At 61.4% G+C, this 15,798-nt stretch carries 22 protein-coding genes and 1 tRNA gene; 9 read left to right on the top strand and 14 right to left on the bottom strand.

The window, feature by feature from the left end; genetic code table 11:
- Positions 1-32: 32 nt before the first annotated feature.
- The 5 genes from ROSMUCSMR3_RS04190 to ROSMUCSMR3_RS04170 form a co-directional block, all read right to left on the bottom strand.
- Positions 33-647, bottom strand: a complete 615-nt coding sequence (locus tag ROSMUCSMR3_RS04190; protein ID WP_081506558.1) for a hypothetical protein — start codon at positions 645-647, stop codon at positions 33-35.
- 34 nt (positions 648-681) lie between these two features.
- Positions 682-816 (bottom strand): aa3-type cytochrome c oxidase subunit IV, encoded by a 135-nt coding sequence (locus ROSMUCSMR3_RS04185; RefSeq protein ID WP_008282588.1) that lies wholly within the window; start codon positions 814-816, stop codon positions 682-684.
- A 90-nt stretch (positions 817-906) separates the two neighbouring features.
- Positions 907-1,359, bottom strand: a complete 453-nt coding sequence (locus ROSMUCSMR3_RS04180; RefSeq protein ID WP_008282587.1) for a hypothetical protein — start codon at positions 1,357-1,359, stop codon at positions 907-909.
- Positions 1,360-1,373: 14 nt separating this feature from the next.
- Positions 1,374-2,417 (bottom strand): MBL fold metallo-hydrolase, encoded by a 1,044-nt coding sequence (locus ROSMUCSMR3_RS04175; RefSeq protein WP_081506557.1) that lies wholly within the window; start codon positions 2,415-2,417, stop codon positions 1,374-1,376.
- The gene (locus tag ROSMUCSMR3_RS04170; RefSeq protein ID WP_081506556.1) at positions 2,417-4,135 is read right to left on the bottom strand and encodes an acyl-CoA dehydrogenase; all 1,719 of its coding nucleotides are present in this window, start codon (positions 4,133-4,135) and stop codon (positions 2,417-2,419) included. The genes ROSMUCSMR3_RS04175 and ROSMUCSMR3_RS04170 overlap by 1 nt, the downstream gene beginning before the upstream one ends.
- Positions 4,136-4,272: 137 nt before the next feature.
- Between ROSMUCSMR3_RS04170 and ROSMUCSMR3_RS04165 the strand changes: the two genes are divergently transcribed.
- Positions 4,273-5,220 carry an L-threonylcarbamoyladenylate synthase gene (locus tag ROSMUCSMR3_RS04165; protein ID WP_081506555.1) on the top strand — a complete coding sequence of 316 codons (948 nt, stop codon included), beginning with the start codon at positions 4,273-4,275 and terminating at the stop codon, positions 5,218-5,220.
- Between the two features lie 19 nt (positions 5,221-5,239).
- Here the strand turns inward: ROSMUCSMR3_RS04165 and ROSMUCSMR3_RS04160 are convergent, their stop codons facing one another.
- Positions 5,240-5,566, bottom strand: coding sequence for a DUF1330 domain-containing protein (locus ROSMUCSMR3_RS04160; RefSeq protein ID WP_081506554.1), 327 nt, complete (start codon positions 5,564-5,566; stop codon positions 5,240-5,242).
- 211 nt (positions 5,567-5,777) lie between these two features.
- Here ROSMUCSMR3_RS04160 and ROSMUCSMR3_RS04155 point away from each other — a divergent pair.
- The 4 genes from ROSMUCSMR3_RS04155 to ROSMUCSMR3_RS04140 all read left to right on the top strand — a co-directional run bounded on the left by ROSMUCSMR3_RS04155 (position 5,778) and on the right by ROSMUCSMR3_RS04140 (position 8,137).
- Positions 5,778-5,852, top strand: a tRNA-Gly gene (locus ROSMUCSMR3_RS04155).
- A 122-nt stretch (positions 5,853-5,974) separates the two neighbouring features.
- Positions 5,975-6,562 (top strand): imidazoleglycerol-phosphate dehydratase HisB, encoded by a 588-nt coding sequence (gene hisB, locus ROSMUCSMR3_RS04150; RefSeq protein ID WP_008282582.1) that lies wholly within the window; start codon positions 5,975-5,977, stop codon positions 6,560-6,562.
- A gap of 3 nt (positions 6,563-6,565) precedes the next feature.
- Positions 6,566-7,204 (top strand): imidazole glycerol phosphate synthase subunit HisH, encoded by a 639-nt coding sequence (gene hisH / locus ROSMUCSMR3_RS04145; protein WP_081506553.1) that lies wholly within the window; start codon positions 6,566-6,568, stop codon positions 7,202-7,204.
- Complete coding sequence (locus tag ROSMUCSMR3_RS04140; RefSeq protein WP_008282580.1) at positions 7,205-8,137, top strand: glutaminase; 933 nt, start codon at positions 7,205-7,207, stop codon at positions 8,135-8,137.
- Between the two features lie 46 nt (positions 8,138-8,183).
- Here the strand turns inward: ROSMUCSMR3_RS04140 and ROSMUCSMR3_RS04135 are convergent, their stop codons facing one another.
- Entirely contained in the window at positions 8,184-8,573 is a 390-nt protein-coding gene (locus ROSMUCSMR3_RS04135; RefSeq protein ID WP_008282579.1) for a DUF2147 domain-containing protein, read from the bottom strand.
- A gap of 136 nt (positions 8,574-8,709) precedes the next feature.
- On the opposite strand from ROSMUCSMR3_RS04135, the gene hisA reads away from it, so the two are divergent.
- On the top strand, positions 8,710-9,432 hold the full coding sequence (gene hisA, locus ROSMUCSMR3_RS04130; protein WP_081506552.1) for a 1-(5-phosphoribosyl)-5-[(5-phosphoribosylamino)methylideneamino]imidazole-4-carboxamide isomerase: 723 nt from the start codon (positions 8,710-8,712) through the stop codon (positions 9,430-9,432).
- Between the two features lie 19 nt (positions 9,433-9,451).
- On the opposite strand, the gene ROSMUCSMR3_RS04125 is transcribed toward hisA, so the two are convergent.
- Positions 9,452-9,904, bottom strand: a complete 453-nt coding sequence (locus ROSMUCSMR3_RS04125; protein ID WP_081506551.1) for a DUF302 domain-containing protein — start codon at positions 9,902-9,904, stop codon at positions 9,452-9,454.
- A gap of 102 nt (positions 9,905-10,006) precedes the next feature.
- Here ROSMUCSMR3_RS04125 and hisF point away from each other — a divergent pair, with 102 nt between their 5' ends.
- The 3 genes from hisF to ROSMUCSMR3_RS04110 are packed head-to-tail and all read left to right on the top strand — an operon-like array spanning position 10,007 to position 11,376.
- Positions 10,007-10,771, top strand: a complete 765-nt coding sequence (hisF, locus tag ROSMUCSMR3_RS04120) for an imidazole glycerol phosphate synthase subunit HisF (RefSeq protein WP_081506550.1) — start codon at positions 10,007-10,009, stop codon at positions 10,769-10,771.
- Positions 10,768-11,082 carry a phosphoribosyl-ATP diphosphatase gene (locus ROSMUCSMR3_RS04115; RefSeq protein ID WP_081506549.1) on the top strand — a complete coding sequence of 105 codons (315 nt, stop codon included), beginning with the start codon at positions 10,768-10,770 and terminating at the stop codon, positions 11,080-11,082. The genes hisF and ROSMUCSMR3_RS04115 overlap by 4 nt, the downstream gene beginning before the upstream one ends.
- Positions 11,083-11,085: 3 nt before the next feature.
- Positions 11,086-11,376, top strand: coding sequence for a Dabb family protein (locus tag ROSMUCSMR3_RS04110; protein WP_081506548.1), 291 nt, complete (start codon positions 11,086-11,088; stop codon positions 11,374-11,376).
- A 72-nt stretch (positions 11,377-11,448) separates the two neighbouring features.
- Here the strand turns inward: ROSMUCSMR3_RS04110 and ROSMUCSMR3_RS04105 are convergent, their stop codons facing one another.
- From ROSMUCSMR3_RS04105 to ROSMUCSMR3_RS04080, 6 genes are all read right to left on the bottom strand, one after another.
- Positions 11,449-13,020: a GMC family oxidoreductase gene (locus ROSMUCSMR3_RS04105; protein WP_008282573.1), complete on the bottom strand. Its 1,572-nt coding sequence runs from the start codon at positions 13,018-13,020 to the stop codon at positions 11,449-11,451.
- A gap of 27 nt (positions 13,021-13,047) precedes the next feature.
- Positions 13,048-13,572, bottom strand: coding sequence for a Twin-arginine translocation pathway signal (locus ROSMUCSMR3_RS04100; RefSeq protein WP_081506547.1), 525 nt, complete (start codon positions 13,570-13,572; stop codon positions 13,048-13,050).
- 56 nt (positions 13,573-13,628) lie between these two features.
- Positions 13,629-14,024: a VOC family protein gene (locus ROSMUCSMR3_RS04095; protein WP_081508546.1), complete on the bottom strand. Its 396-nt coding sequence runs from the start codon at positions 14,022-14,024 to the stop codon at positions 13,629-13,631.
- A gap of 89 nt (positions 14,025-14,113) precedes the next feature.
- Positions 14,114-14,407, bottom strand: a complete 294-nt coding sequence (locus ROSMUCSMR3_RS04090; protein WP_198133611.1) for a ribbon-helix-helix domain-containing protein — start codon at positions 14,405-14,407, stop codon at positions 14,114-14,116.
- Positions 14,408-14,549: 142 nt separating this feature from the next.
- Positions 14,550-14,939: an MAPEG family protein gene (locus ROSMUCSMR3_RS04085; protein ID WP_081506546.1), complete on the bottom strand. Its 390-nt coding sequence runs from the start codon at positions 14,937-14,939 to the stop codon at positions 14,550-14,552.
- Between the two features lie 15 nt (positions 14,940-14,954).
- Complete coding sequence (locus tag ROSMUCSMR3_RS04080) at positions 14,955-15,755, bottom strand: phosphodiesterase (RefSeq protein ID WP_081506545.1); 801 nt, start codon at positions 15,753-15,755, stop codon at positions 14,955-14,957.
- Positions 15,756-15,798 lie beyond the last annotated feature (43 nt).

Genomic DNA, 15,798 nt, shown 5'->3' with positions numbered 1-15,798 from the left:
CAAGACGAGTCAGGCCAAGCCTTTTGTGCGGATCACTGTGCCTTGGCGCGCTGCGGGTCCCAAGCGGCGAGGACATTGGAATTGTCGTCGCTGTCGTATTCGTACAGCGTCTGCTCGGTCACGCCGGGGATTTGGCCAAAGGCCTCGGCGGTTTTGCGCGGATACCAAGAGGTGGGAATCTGGCCGGGAAAAAGCTCTGCCAGAATGCGCGACGTTGCGAACGAGCATTGTGCCTGCGGCACCGGTCCGTTGGCCTTTACCAGTTGCAGCGCGCGTTCGGCCAATTCCGGCGAGACGTCGAGTTGCTGTATCTGCACCCGAAAGGTCTCGCGTGCATGGTAGCGGGTATAGACATCCTCGACCTGAGGATTGATCCCAAAGAGAACATCATTGCGCTCGGGTAGGTGCTTGGCCTTGTTGAAGGATCCCGCAGGATCAAAAATCACCCGCTGCGATCCGTTGACCATCAGCGAGGTATGCGCGCCAGAACCGTTACCATTGTTGATCATCGTATAAAGGGTCAGGCGCGGCGGGCCATCATGGCGATAGGCGGCGCGCGCCACCTCTTCATCCGGTGCCCAGACCGATTCCGCCGAACATCCCGCCAGCGTGAGAGAGGCGGCAAGCGCCAGAACCAATGACCGCATTACATACCCTCAGCGCGGGAGCCGAACCGCCAGATCAGCCGTTGACCGCAGCGATAAAGAGCAACAGGACGATGCAGGCGATGGCGACATATGTCACCCACTTGATGAACCCATCAAAGGTCTTTTCCTGAACGTCGATATTCATTTCACCATGCTTGTGCTCGGCCATGTTCTGCGTGTCCCTTGCTGACTTCCGTTCAAATTCCGCCGTTGGATAGCCCATTTGACGGGGCCTGTCACCACCCAAGCTGTCGCGGTCTCAGGCTTTGTTAAGGTCTTGGGCGAGGCGGAATCCGATCCGGTTCGGCTCTGCTGTCTCGACCTGTTTCGGAAGGGCGCGCAGCATCACGCTAAGCTGTCCGACATGCTGGATCAGTTGCGTGCGCATGCCCATCTGATCCTGTCCGTAAAACGTCAGGATGTCCGGCTCGAAATAGCCCATGCCTTCGATGCGGATCACGCCGCTATCGCTCCCGGCAAAGCCCATGGCCACCTCATGCGCCTCATCAAGTGTTTTCTCAAAGTTCTGGATATAGAGAATCAGGCGTTCATAGGCCCATTGCGCCGCACTTTTGGTCTGGCCTGCGCCATTGGTCAGAGAGTTAGCGGCTGTTTCGATACAGGGCTGGTTCGGGTCGGAATGCACCTCATGCGCGCGCGGCATCGCATCGGCCTCAACGGCGTCGGCGGTGGTGTGGATGGTCTGTTCCATGGGGCGGCCCCTTGTCAGAGATCCTTGATTTGCCATAGCCACGCCTCGTCGGCGCGTCGCCAGCGGGTTACCTCACCAGCGTGCAGCAAGTGGTTGAGATGCGCAATGGCCTCGACCAGCGCCAGACCATAGGTGCCCCGGTCAATCTGGCGCTTGAAGAGAAGGGGGAAACACTCGGCGGCGGTGTGCGGCGTGCTGAGAAAATCGCGCAGCCGGTCGAGTGCGCCATGGTGATTGTCCCGCAATTGCCGCATGCGAAACGGCAGGCCGGTAAAGGGCAGCTTATGTCCGGGCAAGACGAGGTGATCGTCATGGGCATGGGCCGCCAGACGGTCGCAGGCTGCCAGCCAGTCGGCCAGCGGATCGGCCTCTGGCTCGGTCGGATAAACGCCGATATTGGGGCTGATGCCGGGCAGAATTTGATCCCCGGCCAGAACCAGATTGCCGGTCCGCGACCACAGCGTGACATGTTCAGGGGCATGCCCCCCGCCCATCCGCACATCCCAATCATAGCCGCCTGCGCGGATCACATCCCCCTCTTGGATACGGGTATAGCCCACCGGGATGGGGGCGCAGATGTCTGAGAAATTATAGGGGCGCTCCGCCTTGCGGGCCTCGTATACGTCAGGGTCCATCCCGCCCGCCCGTGAAAAGGCGAGGGCCTGCGGCGTTGGGCTGTCCTCGACGTCAAGGATCAGCATGCGCGCCATGAGCCAACTCGTGCGCGAGGCCCAAAGCTCTGCGCCGAAACGCTCCATCAACCAGCCCGCCATGCCGATATGGTCGGGATGATGATGGGTCAGGATCACGCGGCGCACCGGGCGGCCTTGGAGCGGACCGGCGAGCATATCCTCCCAAAGGGCCGCGCTGCGCTTGGAATGAATGCCGGTGTCAACGATGGTCCAGCTATCGCCCTCATCCAGCGCGTAGATATTGACATGATCCAAAACCATCGGCAACGGCAGGCGCAGCCAAAGGACACCGGGCGCCACTTCGGTCGCAGACCCACTTGGGGGGGGCGTGTCCCAGGGCGTAGCTATGACCGTTCCCCCATCCATCAGGCTGCGAAATCCTCGGGCGTGAGGGCGTAAAGATCGGTCGCTCCTTGGGTGGCATGGGCCAAGAGACCAGCGTGTTCCGGCAATAGCCGCGTGATATAGAAACGCGCCAGACGCGTGCGCGGGCCGTCGCCCGCTTCGGTCAAGGCGGCCTTGAGGTGGAAATGCCCGCCCAAGACCCTTGCAAAGCCGCGCAGGAACGGGGCCGCCCCGGCAAATCGCTGGTTCAGGTCTTGGTGACCAAGCATCCAGTCCACTGCCTCGCGCAGGCTCTCTGCGGCCTGCCAGACGGGTTCTGCCAGTTCGGGCAGGCTGGCGCGGGCGGCCTCGGCCTGTGCCTCGATCTCGTCGAGCAGGGCATAGGCGGCCTCGCCGCCATCCATCAGCTTGCGCGCCGCGAGGTCCATCGCCTGAATACCGTTGGTGCCCTCGTAGATCGCGGTAACGCGCACATCGCGGGAATATTGCGCGGCCCCGGTTTCTTCGATGAAGCCCATGCCGCCATGCACCTGCACCCCCATTTCGGCAACTGCAATGCCGGTATCGGTGCCAAATGCCTTGGCAATCGGGGTAAGAAACGCTGCGCGCGCCGCCCAATGGGGCTTGTCTGTGGCGGTCTGCATGTCGATGGCCTGCGCGCAGGCAAGGGCAATGGCACGGGCGGCAAAGATGTCGGCCTTCATTGTGGCCAGCATCCGGCGCACATCGGCATGCTCGATAATGCTGCCCGGCCCACCTTGAACCGGCGTACGACCCTGTTTGCGATCCATCGCATAGGCGAGCGCGTGTTGATAGGCACCTTCGGCAATGCCGATGCCCTGACCACCCACCCCAAGTCGGGCGTTGTTCATCATGGTGAACATGGCGCGCATGCCGTCATGCGCTTCGCCCACCAACCATCCGATCGCGCCGTCATATTGCATCACCGCCGTCGGGCTGCCGTGCAGGCCCATCTTGTGCTCAAGGCTGACCACCTTGAGGCTGTTTTGCTTGCCCGGAGCGCCGTTTTCGTCTGGAATGAACTTGGGCACCAGAAAAAGGCTGATGCCTTTGGTTCCCGGCACGCCATCGGGCAGACGCGCAAGCACGAGGTGGCAGACGTTTTCGGTAAAGTCGTTGTCGCCCCACGAGATGTAAATCTTTTGCCCAGTCAGGGCATAGGTGCCGTCGCCCATCGGTTCGGCCTTGGAGCGGAGCGCGCCCACATCCGATCCGGCCTGCGGTTCGGTCAGGTTCATGGTTCCCGCCCACGCGCCGCTGACCAGCTTGGGCAGGTAGGTTGCCTTGAGATGGTCTGAGGCGTGATGTTCCAGCGCCTCGATCTGGCCTTGGGTCATCAGCGGGTTGAGTTGCAGCGAGAGGCAGGCAGAAGACATCATCTCGTTTACGGCGGTCGTCACCGTCATCGGCAGGCCCATGCCGCCATGATCGGGATGCGCGCTGATCGACACCCAGCCGCCATCGGCAATCGCGCGGTAGCCATCGGCGTAGCCGGGCGAGGTGCGCACCACCCCATTCTCCAGCTTGGCAGGATGCAGATCACCACTGCGTTGCAGGGGATAGAGCACTTCTTCGCACAGGCGCGCAGCCTCAGAGAGAATCGCGGCGGTCATGTCGGGCGTTGCTTCGGCGAAACGGTCGGTGTCGACGACATGGGAGAGACCAACAATGTGATCGAACAGAAAGCGATACTCATCAACCGGGGCGCGATAGGGCATGTTCCGTTTTCCTTTTCATCTCGTCGGCGTCGCTTGGCATCCGTCACGAAGGCCTGTAGTCATCCGGCCTTGATTGTCAGATTAGCCGAAGGTTCGGCGGCGGCAACCAAAACGCGGCGTCAGGTCAGGGGACGTATATGCCAAATGCAACCGAAATATTGCAAGCGGACCTCGCCGGATTTGCGACGGCCTCTGCGATTTGGTCTGCCGGTGGGCTTGTCGCCTTTCCGACCGAGACGGTCTATGGGCTGGGTGCCGATGCGCGCGACGATAGGGCTGTGGCGCGGATATTCGAGGCCAAGGGGCGCCCCCGGTTCAATCCGCTGATCGTGCATGTCGAAACTGTCGATGCGGCCCGGCGCTATGTCACTTGGTCGGATGCGGCGGAAATCCTTGCTTCGGCCTTCTGGCCCGGTCCGTTGACCCTTGTATTGCCGCTGCGCGCCGATGCCGGCCTTTCGCCTCTTGTGACGGCAGAGCTGCCGACATTGGCGATTCGCGTGCCTGAGCATCCCGTCGCGCGTGGCCTGCTGAGCACGTTCGGCGGTCCGGTCGCGGCACCCTCGGCCAATCCTTCGGGGCGGATCAGCCCGACCACGGCCGCGCATGTGCTGGCGGGGTTGTCTGGGCGGATCGAAGCGGTGATTGAGGGCGGTGCCTGTGCCGTTGGCGTGGAATCGACCATTGTGGGTCTTGCAGGCGAACCCTGCCTGTTGCGACCCGGTGGCGTGCCGGTCGAGGCGATCGAGGCCGCGTTGGGTATGCCCTTGGCGCGTCACGTTGCAGGTGATCCGCTGGTCGCGCCGGGACAGCTGCAATCGCATTACGCGCCCGGTGCACCGGTGCGCCTTAATGCCCAAGATCGGCGGGCTGGCGAGCTTTTACTTGGGTTTGGTGCGGTGGACGCCGACATGAACCTCTCGCCATCGGGTGATCTGATCGAGGCGGCGGCCAATCTTTTTGGGCATCTTCACGCGCTTGATGCCCGAGATGCGCCGATTGCGGTCTCTCCGGTTCCAGAGGTGGGACTGGGCCGCGCCATCAATGACCGTTTGCGCCGTGCGGCGGCCCCGCGCGGCGCGTGATCTCTAACGTGAGGTCAGATCAGCCCTTGGGCAGATAGGGAATCGAGCCTGCGGCATCGGTATCGTCGATCACCCAGAAATGCCCTTCGCTGCCCGCCTGCCGGGCCTTCGCCAGTGGTGCGTAGTCGGGATCATGCGCAAAGGCGCGAGCGGCCTCAGCCGAGGGGAACGCGATAAGGGCGATCAGCGTGGTGTCTGGTGCCGCGCCTTCCAGCGTCTCGATATTGGCACTGCGTGACAGATAGCGCCCGCCATGTTTGGCAGCGATTTCATGGGTAAGCGCCGCGTAGTCAGGGACCCAGGCGTCATCGGTGATTTTGACCTGCGCGATAAGATAGGCTGGCATGTGCTTTCTCCTGATGTGACGGGCCACCATCGCCCACGGCCCAAATGCCCGCAAACCCTAACACGCCCGGCGCGGGGGCAGGGCGTTTTGACGCTCCTACTTAGGTCGCAGCCGCGCCGGGCGGAGGCCATTGTAAAATTTTTCCGGGTGCCGCGAATTTTCCTCTTGCAGCCGCGCGCCAGAGTTTATAGATCACGCCTCACCCAAGGATGCGGGCGTAGCTCAGGGGTAGAGCATAACCTTGCCAAGGTTAGGGTCGGGCGTTCGAATCGCCTCGCCCGCTCCAAATTTCCTTAAAATTAAAGAAATTTGGAGCGATCCGCCGGGGGGATCGGGACAATCCGCGCTTGAGGCTTGGCCTGCGCCACGGGGCGCAGTATAGAGCCACCAAAGCTTGACGGAGGCCCCATGCGCAGCGCCACACTCACCCGGAAAACGGCCGAGACCGACATCAGCGTCGAGATCAATCTCGACGGCAGCGGTCGTTATGACAATCAGACCGGCGTGGGGTTCTTTGATCACATGCTGGATCAACTCGCGCGGCATTCGCTGATCGACATGACCGTGCGATGTGCAGGCGATCTGCATATCGACGATCACCACACGGTCGAGGATGTGGGCATCGCCCTTGGACAGGCGCTGAGCCAAGCGCTTGGGGACAAGCGTGGCATCCGGCGCTACGGGGCCTGTCTCTTGCCGATGGATGACGCGCTCGTGCGGGCTGCGCTTGATTTGTCGGGGCGGCCCTATCTGGTATGGAACATGAACCTGCCCACGGCCAAAATCGGCACCTTCGACACTGAATTGGTGCGCGAATTCTTTCAGGCGCTCAGCACCCATGGCGGGATTACCCTGCATGTCGATGCGCTACACGGGATCAACAGTCACCATATGGCCGAGGCGGCGTTCAAGGCGGTGGCCCGTGCCCTGCGCGAAGCGGTCGAGACCGACCCACGCAAGGCGGATGCGATTCCCTCGACCAAGGGCAGCCTGTAACCCATGACCACCGTCATTGTTGACTACGAGAGCGGCAATCTGCACTCGGCGCAAAAGGCGTTCGAGCGTATGGCGCAAGAGACAGGGGCCGGGGCCGTGATCGTGACCTCTGACCCCGATGTGATCCGCGCGGCGACGCGGATCGTGCTGCCGGGGGATGGGGCCTTTCCGGCCTGTCGGCGCGCCCTCTATGACCATCGCGGCGTGTTCGAGGCCATTGAAGAGGCGGTGATCACCCATGCGCGCCCCTTTATGGGGATTTGCATCGGTATGCAGATGCTGGCCACGCGCGGGCTTGAATATGAGGAAACCGCCGGCTTCGACTGGATCCGCGGAACGGTTGAGGCAATCGCCCCCTCAGACCCGGCGCTGAAGGTGCCGCATATGGGCTGGAATGATCTGGTCATCGACAACCCGCATCCGATCTTTGACGGGATCAGCACCGGCGATCATGCCTATTTCGTGCATTCCTATCAGTTCCGGGTCGAGGACGCCGCGCATTTGCTGGCGCATGTCGACTATGCCGGGGCCATCACGGCCGTGGTCGGGCGCGATACGATTGTGGGCACGCAGTTTCACCCCGAGAAAAGCCAGCAAACCGGCCTGCGCATGATTGCGAACTTCCTGCGCTGGAAACCCTGAATGGCGCAGGCATTGCCCCCGCTGCAACCGCTTCTGGACGAGATCACCGAAGTTGCCCGCGCCTCTGAGAACCGAGGCAAGGTGGCGGATTACATCCCGGAGTTGGCGGGCGTCGATCCAGACCAGTTCGGCATCGCCATTGCGCGCCCCGGTCAGCCGACGGTGATGGCGGGCGACGCGCAGGTGCCATTTTCAATTCAGTCCGTGTCCAAGGTATTCATGCTGGCCTTGGCGCTTGGCAAGCTGGGTGACCGGCTTTGGTCGCGCGTCGGGCGCGAGCCGTCGGGGCATTCGTTTGACTCGATGCTGCTTTTGGAGTTGGAAAAGGGTTATCCGCGCAATCCGTTCATCAATGCGGGGGCAATTGTGACCACCGATGCGGTGCTACAAGGGGCAACCCCGCGCGAGACCCTTGGCGCGCTTTTGCGGTTCATTCGTGCGGCGGCGGGGGATGAGGCGATCCACATCAACGAGCGCGTCGCACGTTCTGAAATCGCCACGGGCCACCGCAATTTTGCCCTCGCGCATTACCTTCTGTCGCATGGCAATCTTAAAAATCCGCCAGAGTTGACACTTGGCACGTATTTCCATCAATGCGCGGTCGAGATGACCTGCGCGCAACTGGCCAATGCCGGACTTTTTCTGGTGGGCGGGGCAGGGGCACCACGGTTGGTGTCACAGGCCCGCATCCGCCGTATCAACGCGCTGATGATGACCTGCGGCCACTATGACGGATCGGGCGACTACGCCTTCCGCGTGGGGCTGCCGGGCAAGAGCGGGGTGGGGGGTGGTATTCTGTCGGTGGTGCCGGGTGTCGCGGCGATTGCGGTCTGGTCGCCGGGCCTTAATCACTATGGCAATTCCAAGCTGGGCACCGAGGCGATGGAGCAGCTCGCCGCACGCACGGGATGGTCGGTATTCGGGCCGACGTGATCGGGACAGATGCGCCGCATCTGCCCCAAGTCGGGCCTTGTGGCCGTTACTTGACCTTTTGCCAGGTGCCGCCATCGCGGCAGATACCCAGAACGCAGCCGCTGACCGAGAGCGTATCCCCCGAGAGTTGCAGCTTGGAATTATAGGTCTTGTCACGGTCGGGCGAATAGACCTTGCCCTTGTATTCCCCGCCGCCGGTGGGGGCCGTTTCGGAAATGATCTTGCGGCCGATATTCTTGCTCTGCATTTCCTTGCCGGCTTCATCGAAGGATTTGACCAGCGTGCCGCAGAGTTTTGCGCCGCAAGGGGCGACCTCGATCAGGCCAGAATGGCCGTTGTCATCCTTGGCTGTGCGCCATGTGCCCAAGAGCGGCTCTGCCATCGCCATTCCGGCACCCAGCGTGAATACCGCTGTCATCATCACGAGTTTACGCATGTCTGATCCTCCCTGACATCCGCGAAAACCCTGTGCCACGGCTGCGGCACAAATCAAGTCTGACGTCGGGTCGCGTTGCATTTCCCGCCTGTGCATGCCAAATCGCACGGACATTACAGATGAAAGGCCCGGCGCAATGATCCTCTACCCTGCTATCGATCTCAAGGACGGCAAGGCCGTGCGTCTTTTGCGGGGCGATATGGGCGCTGCCACGGTGTTCAACGAAGATCCGGCGGCGCAGGCGTTGGAATTTGTCGCGGCGGGCTGCGAATGGCTGCATCTCGTGGACCTCAACGGCGCTTTTGCCGGGGTTCCGGTCAATGCGGCCCCGGTTGAGGCGATTCTTGCGCGGTGCAAGGTCCCTGCACAACTGGGCGGCGGAATTCGCGATATGGCCACCATCGAAGCCTGGCTCGACAAGGGGTTGGCGCGGGTCATTCTGGGAACTGTGGCGGTAGAGAACCCCACCCTCGTGCGCGAAGCAGCGCGCGCCTTTCCGGGGCATGTGGCGGTCGGCATCGACGCGCGAAATGGCCGGGTGGCAACCAAGGGATGGGCCACAGAGACCGATGTTGACGCAACAGATTTGGCGAAATCCTTTGAGGATGCCGGGGTGTCTGCACTCATTTACACGGACATCAACCGTGACGGGGCCATGCAGGGGCCCAATATCGAGGCGACAGCGGCCTTGGCCCGGGCGGTCAATATTCCGGTGATTGCTTCGGGGGGGGTGTCGTCGCTGGATGATCTGATCGCCTTGCGCGATTGCGGCGTGGCGCTTGATGGGGCGATTTCGGGCCGCGCGCTTTATGATGGGGCGCTCGACCTTGGGGCGGCCTTGGCCACGCTCAGGGGCTGAGCGCAGCCAGAGCGGTTGCCTACTGCCCTGCCGCCGCAGCCGTCAGCTTGCCAAGCGCGCCGGTCATCATCTTGATATACGCGGCGTCATCGTTGATGGTCGTGTCATCGAACATATCCTCGGGGTCATGATAGGCGAGCCATGTCTCGCCTGCGGCGTTTTGATAAACCAGCACTTTCAGCGGCAGGAAAAGCCCCGCTACCGGGTCATCCTGCATCGCCGCCGTGCCCATTTTCGGGTTGCCGAAAATCAAGAGCTGAGAGGGATCAAGCGCGAGGTCCACAGAGGCCGCGCCCGCTGCGTGATCGACCCGGGCAAAGACCGTGGCCCCGGCCCCCGTCACAGCAGCCTCAAGCCGGTCCATGGTGGTGGCAACATCGCTGGTGGATTTCACCTTGATGATATCATCGTCACTGGCAAGGGCGGGCAGGGCGGTCAGGGTCATCGCGGCGGCGACAAGAAAACGCTTCATGGTAAACTCCTTCAATTGCAACGCTAATATGGGTCTTATCCTCTGGCATGTTAACTGATTTGCCCATAAACAACGGCGTGAAATTCCTGTAACAGCGGTAATATGCTCAAGACCCGTATCATCCCCTGTCTCGATGTCGCCGATGGCCGTGTGGTCAAGGGCGTGAACTTTGTCGATTTGCGGGATGCGGGTGATCCGGTCGATGCGGCGCGCGCCTATGATGCGGCGGGGGCGGATGAGCTGTGTTTCCTCGATATCCACGCCACGCATGAGAATCGCGGCACCATGTTCGACGTGGTGCGTCGCACCGCCGAGGCCTGTTATATCCCGCTGACCGTCGGCGGTGGGGTGCGGAGCGCGCAGGATGTGCGCGCGCTTTTGCTGGCGGGGGCGGACAAGGTCAGCTTCAATTCCGCCGCTGTGGCCGATCCTGATGTTGTGGCGCGCGCCGCCGATCAGTTTGGCAGCCAGTGCATTGTAGTGGCCATCGACGCCAAGACCGTAAGCCCCGGCAAATGGGAGATTTTCACCCATGGCGGGCGCAAATCTACAGGCATTGACGCTGTGGAATTTGCCCGTCTTGTCGCGGCCAAAGGGGCAGGGGAAATCTTGCTGACCTCAATGGACCGCGATGGCACGCGCGCCGGGTTCAACCTGCCGCTCACGCGGGCGATTGCCGATGCGGTGGATATTCCCGTGATCGCAAGTGGCGGTGTGGGCACGCTTGATCACCTGGTAGAGGGCGTCACTGAGGGGCATGCCTCGGCGGTGCTTGCCGCCTCGATCTTTCACTTCGGCACCTACACGATTGCCGAGGCCAAGGCACATATGGCTGCCGCAGGCATTCCCATGAGGCTGGCGGCATGACCCTCGACGATCTTGCCCGTATCATCGCCGCGCGCGCTGCCGCCGATCCCGAAAGTAGTTGGACCGCCAAACTCTTGGCCAAAGGCCCGGAAAAATGCGCCGAGAAATTCGGCGAAGAGGCCATTGAGGCGATCATTGAAGCGGTCAAAGGCGACCGCGCGCGCCTGACCTCTGAAGCGGCGGATGTGCTCTTTCACTTGCTGGTGATGCTGCAATCGCGCGACGTCGCCCTATCTGATGTCATGGCTGAACTTGCCCGTCGTCAGGGCACCTCTGGCCTTGCAGAAAAAGCCTCCCGCTCGAAAGACTGAGAAATGATCCGCCATATTGTATTCTTTTCCGCCACCAACCCGGACGATATCGACCGTATTCGCACAGGCCTGATGATGCTGGCGCAGATACCGCATTCGTCGCATTTCGAAGTGGGGCGCAATCTTCAAAGCGATGTGATCGCGGGCGCTCAGGTGGATCTGGTGGTCTATGCAGAATTCGCGGATGAGGCGGCCCTTGCCGCGTATAAGGCCGATCCGATCTATGCCGAGTGCATCGCCCTTGTCCGCCCCCTGCGCGAGTTGCGCATTGCTGCGGATTTCAAGTCAGAATAACGGCCAAACTGGCCCATATCCCCCGGCACACTCGGGGAGAGTTGAGGTGCCGGGGGAGGGACGGGGCGTCCTTTAAAGGTTGCCGCGTGACATCTCACCTGCGATGTGATCCGCCTGCCGGATGGCCAATGCCACGATCGTCAGCGTCGGGTTTTCCGCCGCGCCAGTGGTGAATTGCGAGCCATCCGAGACGAAGAGGTTGGGAATGTCGTGGGTTTGACCCCATTTGTTCACCACCCCGTCGCGTGGGTTTTCCGACATGCGGTTGGTCCCAAGATTATGGGTCGAGGGGTAGGGCGGCGTCGGGAAGGTGCGGGTGGCACCGACCGCCTCGTAGACTGCCGCGCCTTGTTTGTAGGCGTGGTTGCGCATCGCGATATCATTGGGGTGATCGGAGAAATGCACATTGGCCACCGGCAAGCCCCATTGATCCTTGACGTCATGGTTGAGCGTGACGCGGTTGGTTTCCTGCGGCATATCCTCGCCGACGATCCACATCCCCGCCATGTTCTCGTATGCGTCGAGGGCGGTGGTGAATTCGCGGCCCCAAGATCCCGGATCGAGGAACGCTGCCATGAAGGGCAAGCCTAGGGCCAGCGTTTCCAGCTCGTAGCCACCGACAAAGCCGCGCGAAGGATCGTGGCGCGATTCGTCCTGAATGATGCCTGCCATGGTCGTGCCGCGCCACATCTTCACCGGCTTGTCGAACACGCCGTAGACCGATCCGGTCATGTGGCGCATGTAGTTGCGCCCCACCTGACCCGAGGAATTGGCCAGCCCATCGGGGAACATCGACGAGGCGGAATTCAAGAGCAGGCGCGGAGATTCGAACGAGTTGCCCGCGACGCAAACGGCACGCGCCTTTTGCATCTGAAGGTTGCCCGCTTCGTCGAAATACTCGACACCCGTCACCTTGCCGCTGTCATCATGCAGGATGCGTGCGACATGCGCCTTCGAGCGCACCTCGAGATTGCCAGTGGCCTCGCCGCGCGGAATATCGGTATAGGCTGCGGACCATTTCGCACCCCATTTGCAGCCCTGAAAGCAGAACCCTGTCTGCTGGCAGGCCATGCGCCCGTCATATTCCTCAGAGTTGATGGCCATGCGGCCGGTGTGCACTTCCTTATAGCCAAGCGCCTTGGCGCCTGCCTCGAACACTTTGTAGTTATTGTTGCCGGGCAGTCCGGCCAGATTGTTGGTTTGGGTCACGCCCAGCTTTTTTTCGGCCAGATCATACCAGGGTTCCATTTCGGCCCCGTCGATGGGCCAGTCGAGCAGGTTTGCCCCTTGCACCGGTCCGTAATTGGTCTTGGCTTTCCATTCATGGTCCTGAAAGCGGATCGAAGCCCCGGCCCAATGGGTCGTGGTGCCGCCAACGGCCTTGACGATCCAAGCGGGCAGGCCGGAAAAATCCTTGGCCACGCGCCAGTCGCCCGACGTCGTGCGGGGGTCAAGCCATGCCAGTTGGCCGAAACTTTCCCATTCGTCGTTGATGTAATCCTCGGGCAGATAGCGCCCGCCCGCCTCAAGCGCCACAACGGACACGCCGCGTTGCGCCAGTTCGTTCGACAGCACACCGCCGCCCGCGCCAGTGCCGATGACGACGATCACAGAGTCGTCGTTAAAATCAAAAGGTGCAGCCATAGTCTTTCCTCCCTAGATGGCTATGGCCTAAAGCCAGTTGATGTCGTCAAAGCCGCGGTTGATGTAACCGCCTTGGCTGAAGGACTCGCCCTCATAGCCAAAGAGCGGCCAAACCGCCTTTTGATTATACAAGCCTGTCACCAGCCCTCCCCGGATCTGTTGAAAGAACGCGCTGTCCTCAACGCTGCGCAGAATGTCGACGCGGTCGCGCTCCCAGCCGATGCTCAGGTAATCGGCGTGGCCTTTGCCCTGTGCCACCGCGTTGAGGCCCGCGATGCCAGCCTCAATGGCGTCGGCGGCCTCGGCCGTGTCATAGCCTTTGACCGCGATGGCGTAGTATTCATCGGCGAGATGGTCATGCGGGTAGATGTCGCGTGCCATCTGGATGAGGGTTGCCATTGTCTCGGGCTTGAGCGCCTGTGTTTCGAGTGCCCAGGCCGCGTCTGTGCTGGCGACAAAGCCAGCGCCCACGACAAAGCTTGCGCCCGCCGCGATCGAGCGCGACAGCAATTCGCGCCGGTTAAGCCCCTTGCGGGGTTTGGTCTCAGTCATTGGTTCTCCTCCCATATGATGAATGCGCGCGCCCCCGTGAGGACGCGCGCTTGTTGTCATTTGAAACGCCCGCCGCGTTCCAAAACTTCAATTTCATAGCCGTCAGGATCGGCGACAAAGAAGAACTTGCCCACAAGTTTTCCGTCGGGGGCGAATTCCACCATCTTGCGGGGGTTGAGCCCCTCGGCCTCGAAACGTGCATGCTCTGCGGCGAGGTCCTCGACCAGAACAGCCAGATGGCCATAGCCATCGCCGCGGTCATAGGGCTCTGTCCGGCCCTTGTTGATGGTCAGTTCCACCTCGAATGGGCTTTCGTTATTCGACATGTAGACGAGGGTGAATTTCTCGAAATCCAGCCGGTCAGCAACAATTAGGCCAAAGGCCCGGGAATAGAAATCGACCGACCGCGCCTCGTCGAGAACGCGAATCATGCTGTGAATGGCTTTGGCCATCATGCCCTCCGAATACTGTATTTGGTCTGGAAAAGTTACCAAAGCAGGGGGAGGGTAGGTAGTATGGGGATACTACGCCGAATTTTGTCTTATTCAGCCGCCATCTGCCGCGCTTCGCCTTCCAGCGGGTTCTCGCGGTGGACGAGGCAAGTGCAGCGTAGGAGCGAGGTGAAATTCGCAGGCTCACCGTGCAGTTCCAGCACTTCGGCATGCAATTTCGAGACAAATCCGGGCGTCGTCAGGCCTTCGCTTTCGGCGATTTCATCCAGGATGCCCCAGAAGGATTTTTCCAAGCGGATGCTTGTGCTTTGTCCATTCAGGCGCATGCGGCGCGTTATCAGGGCATAACGGTCGGGGTCTTGTCCGGCAAAAATTCGGCACATCATCAGGTCCTCCCTCATCCGGGTCGCGGCAGGGACGCTCGCGGCGCGGATCTCAGTACGTTTTAGAATGATGGACGATTTTTACCAGCAGGGGAAGCCTTCTGCGCCGCCCCAGCCCGCAGAGCTGATCGTCTGGATAGTGTCAGAGCAGCGCGTGGCCGATGTTGGCCAGCGCGCTCAGGATCAGCATGGCAAAGGTCAGTACCATTCCGACGCTGCGCATCGGCATGATTTCCGGTGTGCGGCCAAAGCCAGCAGCATGCAGAAGCCGCCCCAAGAGAAGCATCAGCCCCAGAACATGCACGACCCATCCCGGCGCGCCCTGAACCTCGGTCAGGGCCAAAAGGATCAGGCCGAGCGGCGCGTATTCCGCGCAATTTGCCTGTACCCGGATACGGCGGACCAACAATTCCTTGCCGCCATCGCCGATGGAAACGTTTGTTTTGAACCGTGCGGTGATCACTAGCACGCTGAGCAGCACAAAAAGCAGGCCGATAAGGCCCGCGTAGAGAGAGGTGATTGTAAGGGTCATTCGGATACCGTTCGGTCAGGAATAAGTTGCGGACAGGGTGGCGGGCAGGGTGAAATCCTCGGTGTGCACGATGACGCCCGTCTCGGTCAGCAGCAAGAGGCCATAGGCGCCCGGCTCGTCAATCGAGAGGCTCGTATCTTGGGCGTCAAGGCTCATGGGCATCTGGTGGCAGGGGCTCTTGAGGATGGCGGTGGGGATGCCGCCTGCCGACCCCTGCACTGTGCGGTGAATGTGGCCTGACATGATTTGTACCACGTTGTCCGCCGCCGAAAGGCGCGCAATCAACTCGTCGCGGTTGCGTAGGCCGATGGCATCCATCCCGGCAAAGCCCGTGTCGATGGGCGGGTGATGGGTGAAGACGATGACCGGGCGCGGGCCCGCCTCGTTTAAACGCTGGTCCAACCAGTCAAGCCGCGCGGGGCAGAGCCAGCCCGAGTGCAGGTCTGGCGCCGCTTCATCCAACGTGTCGAGACAGATCAGCCGATATGCACCGATGTCGGCGGTGTGCTGGATATGCCCGCTGTCCATCTGCGTTGTCTCGGGAAAGGCGGTTAGAAAAGCGGCGCGGCGGTCGTGATTGCCCAGCATCAGGCTGACGGGCAGGGGGCAGTCGGCCAATGCCTCGCGCAGGCGGGCGTATTCCTCGGGCGCGGCGCGGTGGGTCAGATCACCGCATAGCACGATGCGGGCGGCATCCGGGTGTCGCGTCAACGCATGCGCAAGCCCTTGGGTGAAACGCGCAAAGGGATCAAGGCCGATGATCGTCTGGCCCTGAGCGACGATATGAACATCGGTGAAAACGAGGATCTTGTGCATGGCGCGGCCTGTCATTTGGCTATGCCGCGCAGCATGGCCGAAA

Origin of the sequence: Roseovarius mucosus (assembly GCF_002080415.1) — a bacterium.
Lineage (GTDB): Bacteria > Pseudomonadota > Alphaproteobacteria > Rhodobacterales > Rhodobacteraceae > Roseovarius > Roseovarius mucosus_A.
The sequence above is the reverse complement of the archived record's forward strand: the minus strand, read 5'-3'. Positions and strand labels throughout refer to the sequence as shown.

Bases quoted from the DNA above. Each gene is read 5' to 3' on its own strand.
- hisB (WP_008282582.1), top strand. From the start codon at position 5,975: ATGCGCAGCGCCACACTCACCCGGAAAACGGCCGAGACCGACATCAGC.
- ROSMUCSMR3_RS04125 (WP_081506551.1), bottom strand. From the start codon at position 9,904: ATGAAGCGTTTTCTTGTCGCCGCCGCGATGACCCTGACCGCCCTGCCC.
- ROSMUCSMR3_RS04160 (WP_081506554.1), bottom strand. From the start codon at position 5,566: ATGCCAGCCTATCTTATCGCGCAGGTCAAAATCACCGATGACGCCTGG.
- ROSMUCSMR3_RS04165 (WP_081506555.1), top strand. From the start codon at position 4,273: ATGCCAAATGCAACCGAAATATTGCAAGCGGACCTCGCCGGATTTGCG.
- ROSMUCSMR3_RS04180 (WP_008282587.1), bottom strand. From the start codon at position 1,359: ATGGAACAGACCATCCACACCACCGCCGACGCCGTTGAGGCCGATGCG.
- ROSMUCSMR3_RS04175 (WP_081506557.1), bottom strand. From the start codon at position 2,417: ATGGATGGGGGAACGGTCATAGCTACGCCCTGGGACACGCCCCCCCCA.
- ROSMUCSMR3_RS04190 (WP_081506558.1), bottom strand. From the start codon at position 647: ATGCGGTCATTGGTTCTGGCGCTTGCCGCCTCTCTCACGCTGGCGGGA.
- ROSMUCSMR3_RS04135 (WP_008282579.1), bottom strand. From the start codon at position 8,573: ATGCGTAAACTCGTGATGATGACAGCGGTATTCACGCTGGGTGCCGGA.
- ROSMUCSMR3_RS04110 (WP_081506548.1), top strand. From the start codon at position 11,086: ATGATCCGCCATATTGTATTCTTTTCCGCCACCAACCCGGACGATATC.
- hisF (WP_081506550.1), top strand. From the start codon at position 10,007: ATGCTCAAGACCCGTATCATCCCCTGTCTCGATGTCGCCGATGGCCGT.
- hisH (WP_081506553.1), top strand. From the start codon at position 6,566: ATGACCACCGTCATTGTTGACTACGAGAGCGGCAATCTGCACTCGGCG.
- ROSMUCSMR3_RS04140 (WP_008282580.1), top strand. From the start codon at position 7,205: ATGGCGCAGGCATTGCCCCCGCTGCAACCGCTTCTGGACGAGATCACC.
- ROSMUCSMR3_RS04185 (WP_008282588.1), bottom strand. From the start codon at position 816: ATGGCCGAGCACAAGCATGGTGAAATGAATATCGACGTTCAGGAAAAG.
- ROSMUCSMR3_RS04105 (WP_008282573.1), bottom strand. From the start codon at position 13,020: ATGGCTGCACCTTTTGATTTTAACGACGACTCTGTGATCGTCGTCATC.
- ROSMUCSMR3_RS04115 (WP_081506549.1), top strand. From the start codon at position 10,768: ATGACCCTCGACGATCTTGCCCGTATCATCGCCGCGCGCGCTGCCGCC.
- ROSMUCSMR3_RS04090 (WP_198133611.1), bottom strand. From the start codon at position 14,407: ATGTGCCGAATTTTTGCCGGACAAGACCCCGACCGTTATGCCCTGATA.
- hisA (WP_081506552.1), top strand. From the start codon at position 8,710: ATGATCCTCTACCCTGCTATCGATCTCAAGGACGGCAAGGCCGTGCGT.
- ROSMUCSMR3_RS04170 (WP_081506556.1), bottom strand. From the start codon at position 4,135: ATGCCCTATCGCGCCCCGGTTGATGAGTATCGCTTTCTGTTCGATCAC.
- ROSMUCSMR3_RS04080 (WP_081506545.1), bottom strand. From the start codon at position 15,755: ATGCACAAGATCCTCGTTTTCACCGATGTTCATATCGTCGCTCAGGGC.
- ROSMUCSMR3_RS04085 (WP_081506546.1), bottom strand. From the start codon at position 14,939: ATGACCCTTACAATCACCTCTCTCTACGCGGGCCTTATCGGCCTGCTT.
- ROSMUCSMR3_RS04100 (WP_081506547.1), bottom strand. From the start codon at position 13,572: ATGACTGAGACCAAACCCCGCAAGGGGCTTAACCGGCGCGAATTGCTG.
- ROSMUCSMR3_RS04095 (WP_081508546.1), bottom strand. From the start codon at position 14,024: ATGGCCAAAGCCATTCACAGCATGATTCGCGTTCTCGACGAGGCGCGG.